General features: G+C 76.5%; 4 protein-coding genes. 3 read left to right on the plus strand and 1 reads right to left on the minus strand.

All coding sequences use genetic code 11. The features are described from left to right. Together ACZJYS_RS22720 and ACZJYS_RS22725 are read left to right on the plus strand one after the other, a co-directional pair. Positions 1-1325 (plus strand): ATP-binding protein (locus tag ACZJYS_RS22720; protein WP_493180423.1); only part of this gene is annotated, 1325 nt, incomplete at its 5' end. Continuing rightward, entirely contained in the window at positions 1322-2017 is a 696-nt protein-coding gene (locus tag ACZJYS_RS22725) for a response regulator (protein WP_493180424.1), read from the plus strand. The genes ACZJYS_RS22720 and ACZJYS_RS22725, both read left to right, overlap by 4 nt. A 3-nt stretch (positions 2018-2020) precedes the next feature. Here ACZJYS_RS22725 and ybaK read toward each other — a convergent pair whose 3' ends face one another. Then, positions 2021-2503, minus strand: a complete 483-nt coding sequence (gene ybaK / locus ACZJYS_RS22730; protein ID WP_379632543.1) for a Cys-tRNA(Pro) deacylase — start codon at positions 2501-2503, stop codon at positions 2021-2023. A 154-nt stretch (positions 2504-2657) separates the two neighbouring features. Here ybaK and ACZJYS_RS22735 point away from each other — a divergent pair, with 154 nt between their 5' ends. Further along, a complete protein-coding gene (locus ACZJYS_RS22735; RefSeq protein WP_493180425.1) occupies positions 2658-4298 on the plus strand; it encodes an FAD-dependent oxidoreductase in 1641 nt (546 codons plus the stop codon). The last annotated feature ends 468 nt before the right edge of the window (positions 4299-4766 follow it).

Genomic DNA, 4766 nt, shown 5'->3' on the forward strand with positions numbered 1-4766 from the left:
CGCTGCTGGCTTTCCTGGCCTGGGATTTCCTGTTCCTGGAGCCGCGCCTCACCCTCTCCCTCTCCGGCGTGCAGGAGGTGACGGGGGCGGCGATCTTCGTCTGCGTGGCGCTGCTGCTGGCCGGCACCACGGGCGGGCTGGGCCGCTCGGCGGCGCGGGCGCGGGCGCGGCTGTTCGGCATGCGGCGGCTGGTGGAGCTCTCCCGCCGGCTGGCCGCCGCCGCCTCGCCCGCCGATCTGCTGGAGGTGGTGGCGCAGGAGGCGGAGCGACTGGCCGGCCGCCCCGCCTGCGTGCTGCTGGGGCTGGAGGGCGAGCCGGTGCCGCGCGCCGCCCGCCCGCTGGACGCCGAGCCGGACGCGGATTCAATGGCCGCCGCGCGCTGGGCGCTGGCGCATGACCGCCGCGCCGGCGCCGGCACCGACGCGCTGCCCGCCGCCGCTTGGCAGTTCCGCCCGCTGCGCACGCGGGAGGGCGCGCTCGGGCTGATCGGGCTGCGGATGGACCTGCCCGGCCTGCCGCCCCTCGACGACGAGCGCGACCGCGCGCTGGACTCGCTGGCCGACCAGGCCGCCATCGCCCTGGAGCGCGACCGGCTGATGCAGGACCAGGCGCGCCTCGCCGCGCAGGCCGAGACGGAGGCGCTGCGCTCCGCCCTGCTGGCCTCGATCGGGCATGACCTGCGCACGCCGCTCACCGCCATACGCGGCGCGCTGGAGACGCTGCGCCTCTCCGGCGCCGCCCTCTCCGCCGCGGTGCGGGCGGACCTGCTGGAGACGGCGGAGGCGGAGACGGTGCGGCTCAACCGCTACCTCACCAACATCATCGACCTGGTGCGGCTGGAGAGCGGCCAGCTCCAGCCCCGGCGCGCGCCGGTGGACCTCGACGACGCGCTGCGCACCGCCACCGCCCGCGCCGCCCGCGCCAGCGGGCGGGAGATCGCGCTCAGCGTGCCGCCGGGCCTGCCCGAGCCGCGGCTGGATGCCGTGCTGCTCGACCAGGTGCTGGCCAACCTGCTGGACAACGCCCTGAAGTTCTCGCCCCCCGGCAGCCCGGTGCGGGTGGCGGCGCGGCGCGCGGGGCCCGAGGTGGTGCTCAGCGTGGAGGATGCGGGAAGCGGCATCCCGCCCGACCAGCTCGGGCAGGTCTTCGACCCCTTCTTCCGCATCCGCCGTGGCGATTCGGCGCCGGCCGGCACCGGGCTGGGGCTCGCCATCTGCCGCGGGCTGGTGCATGCCATGGGCGGGCGCATCACCGCGCAGAGCCCGGCGCGGGAGGCGCCAGGAGAGAACCCGGGAACCCGCATGTCGGTCCACCTGCCGCTATGAGCCAGCCGACGCGCATCCTGGTGGTGGATGACGAGCCGCAGATCCACCGCTTCCTCGGCCCCGCGCTGGGCGCCGCCGGCTACGCGCCGCTGCGGGCGGAGACGGCGCAGGAGGCGCTGCGCCTGGCCGCCACCGCCGCCCCCGCCCTGCTGCTGCTCGACCTCGGCCTGCCGGACATGGACGGGCAGGCGCTGATCCCGCGCCTGCGCGCCTTCTGCCCCGCCCCCATTCTGGTGGTCTCGGCGCGCGGGCAGGAGACGGAGAAGGTGGCGGCGCTCGACGCCGGCGCCGAGGACTATGTGGAGAAGCCCTTCTCCCTGGCCGAGCTGCTGGCGCGCATCCGCGTGGCGCTGCGCCGGGCTGAGGCGGCGGGCGCGGCGCCGGCCCCGGCGGCGGCGCGCATCGAGATCGGCCCGCTGGCCATTGACCTGGAGCGCCGCCTCGCCCGGCTGGGCGAGGACCCGCCGCTGCACCTGACACCGCGCGAATGGGAGCTGCTCGTGGCCCTGGCGCGGGCGCGCGGGCGGGTGATGACGCAGCGCCAGCTGCTCGACGCCGTCTGGGGCCCGGCGCATGCCGAGGACGCGCAGTATCTGCGCGTCTATGTCGGGCACCTGCGGCAGAAGCTCGGCGCGGCGGCGGGGCTGCTGCGCACCGAGCCGGGGGTGGGCTACCGGCTGGAGGAGGGCTGAGCCTCAGCCGGCCCGCAGCGGCGCCGCCTTCGCCCCCAGCGCCGCGATCAGCGCCGCCGGCGCGCAGGCCAGCTGCAGGCCGCGCCGGCCGCCATTCACCACGATCTCGGCCTGCTCCAGCGCGCTGGCGTCGAACACCGTGCGCAGACGCTTCTTCTGGCCGAGCGGGCTGATGCCGCCCACCACATAGCCGGTGGCGCGCTCGGCCCGGGCCGGCTCGGCCATCTCGGCGCGCTTGGCGCCGAGCGCCGTGGCCAGCGCCTTCAGGCTGAGGCGCGCATCGGAGGGGATGGCGGCACAGACCAGTTCGCCCGTGTCCAGCACCGCCACCAGCGTCTTGAACACGGCCGCCGGCGAAAGGCCGAGCGCGGCCGCCGCATGCAGCCCGATCGCCTCGGCGGCGGGGTCGTATTCGTATTCCAGCAGGCGGGCGCGCAGCCCGGCGGCCTCGGCGGCGCGGGTGGCGGGCGTGGCCTTCACGCTCATGGGTGCGTCTCCTTCCCCCGCCGCCGCGCGGCGGCGGGCACTCCTGTCTCCGCGTGCGCCGCAGGAGCGTCAAGGCCGGGCGCGGGGCGCCGGGCTGGCGCGAATCCGGCACCGGTGCCAAGAGCATCAGGGGATCACGAGCGGCGGCGGGGCGATGGCGGGCTATTCGACGGATGTGCTGGTGCTGGGCTCGGGCTCTGCGGGGCTGACGGCGGCCCTCACCGCGGCACGGCGGGGGCTTTCCGTCACCGTGCTGGAGAAGACCGGCCGGCTGGGCGGAACCACGGCGATGTCGGGCGCCGGCACCTGGATTCCCGCCAGCCACCACGCCGCCGCCGCCGGCATCGAGGACAGCGCCGAGGAAGCCCTGGCCTATATCCGCGCCGCCGCGCCGGAAGGCTGGGCGGAGACGGAGGAGCCGCTGTGGCGCGCCTTCGTCGATGCCGCGCCGGAGATGCTGCGCTTCGTCGAGGCGCACACGCCGCTGCGCTTCGCCCTGACGCCGGAGCCGGACCCGCTGCGCACCCTGCCGGGCGCGAAGGCGCGGGGGCGGATGATGTCGCCCCTGCCGCTCAGCCGCTGGCGGGCGGGGCGCTTCGCCTTCCGGATCCGCCGCTCCACCATCCCGGAGATCTTCACCTACCACGAGGCGGTGACGACCGACCTCTACCACAAGCCCTACCGCACCGCGCTGGAGCTGTGGCCGCGGCTGCTGTGGCGGCTGCTGACCAACACGCGCGGCAAGGGCACGGCGCTGGTGACGGGGCTGCTGCGCGGCTGCCTGGATGCCGGGGTGCGGGTGGCGCTGAACGCCCGCGCGGTGGAGCTGACGCTGGACGAGATGGGCGCCGTGACCGGCGCGGTGGTGGAGCGCGGCGGCCGGCGGGAGCAGTGGACGGCGCGGGCCGGCGTGGTGATCGCCACCGGCGGCTTCGAGTGGGATGCGGGGCTGATGGCGCGCCACTTCCCCGGCCCGCTCGACTATCGCGGCAGCCCCGGCGCGCATGAGGGGGACGGGCAGCGCCTGGCCGAGGCCGCCGGGGCGGCGCTGGCGCATATGGACCAGGCGACCATCACCCCCTCCGTGCCGGTGCGCTACGAGGGGCGGCTGCTGGCCCAGCCGGTGCCCTTCCACACCGAGCCCTACGCCATGCTGGTCAACCGCCACGGCGCGCGCTTCGTCAACGAGCTGACCTTCAACATCGGCGAGGTGCTGGACCGGCGCGACCCGGCGACCGGCGAGCCCGTCCACCTGCCCGCCTGGGTGATCACCGATGCGCGGATGCCGGAGGAGGTGCCGCCGATGCGCTGGGCGGCGAAGGCGGACCCCTCCTGGCTGCGGCAGGCCGAGAGCATCGGCGCCCTGGCCCGGCTGATCGGCGTGCCGCCGGAGGCGCTGGAGGCCAGCGTGGCACGCTTCAACGCCGCCGCCGAGGCGGGCGAGGACCGGGACTTCGGCCGCCCGGCGCGGGCCGACGCCGCCTCGGCCGGTGACAAGAGGCGGCGGGCGGGCATCAGGCCCATTCTGCGCGCGCCCTTCCTGGCCATGCCCTTCAGCCGCTCGATCCTCGGCACCAAGGGCGGCGCCCGCACCAATGCCTATGCCGAGGTGCTGCGGCCGGATGGCAGCGTCATCCCCGGCCTCTTCGCCGCAGGGGTGGCGATGGCCAACCCGATCGGCACGCGCAATGTCGGCACCGGCACGACGATCGGCCCGAACATGGCCTGGGGCTACATCGCCGGGCAGCGCCTCGCCCGGCGCAACCAGCCGCCCGCCGCGCCGCTCCTGTCCTGACGCGGCGGCGGGGGATGGTCCCCGCCGGACGGGCCGCCCCGGATTCCCGGGATTGTGATGCCGCCGCCCCGGCTTCTTCCCGGTTGTTGAAGCTTGGCCGCTGGAAAGCCCCCCTGCCCCGTGCCGTCATGGCCGGGTGCGGCGGGCGCTGCCACGGCGGCCGGGCTGCCCCTCGGCGCCCGGCCTGGTTTCCCGGCAGGAAGGGCGCGGCCGGTGCCGCCGCGGCCCTTTCCCCATCGAGCGGAGTGTCCTCTTGCGAACCGAATGCCGCGTCCGGCCGTCCCTTCCCTCCCCGCGCCCGCAGGAGACACCGTGATGAGGGAAGCGCCCGCCGCCCCGACCATGCGGGCCGCCGTGCAGACCGGCCCCGGCCGGATGGAGATCCGCGCGGTGCCCCGCCCCGAGCCGGGCCCCGGCCAGGTGCGGCTGCGGCTGGAGGGCTGCGGCGTCTGCGCCTCCAACCTGACG

The sequence above is a fragment of the Roseomonas sp. TS2 genome (assembly GCF_058833935.1).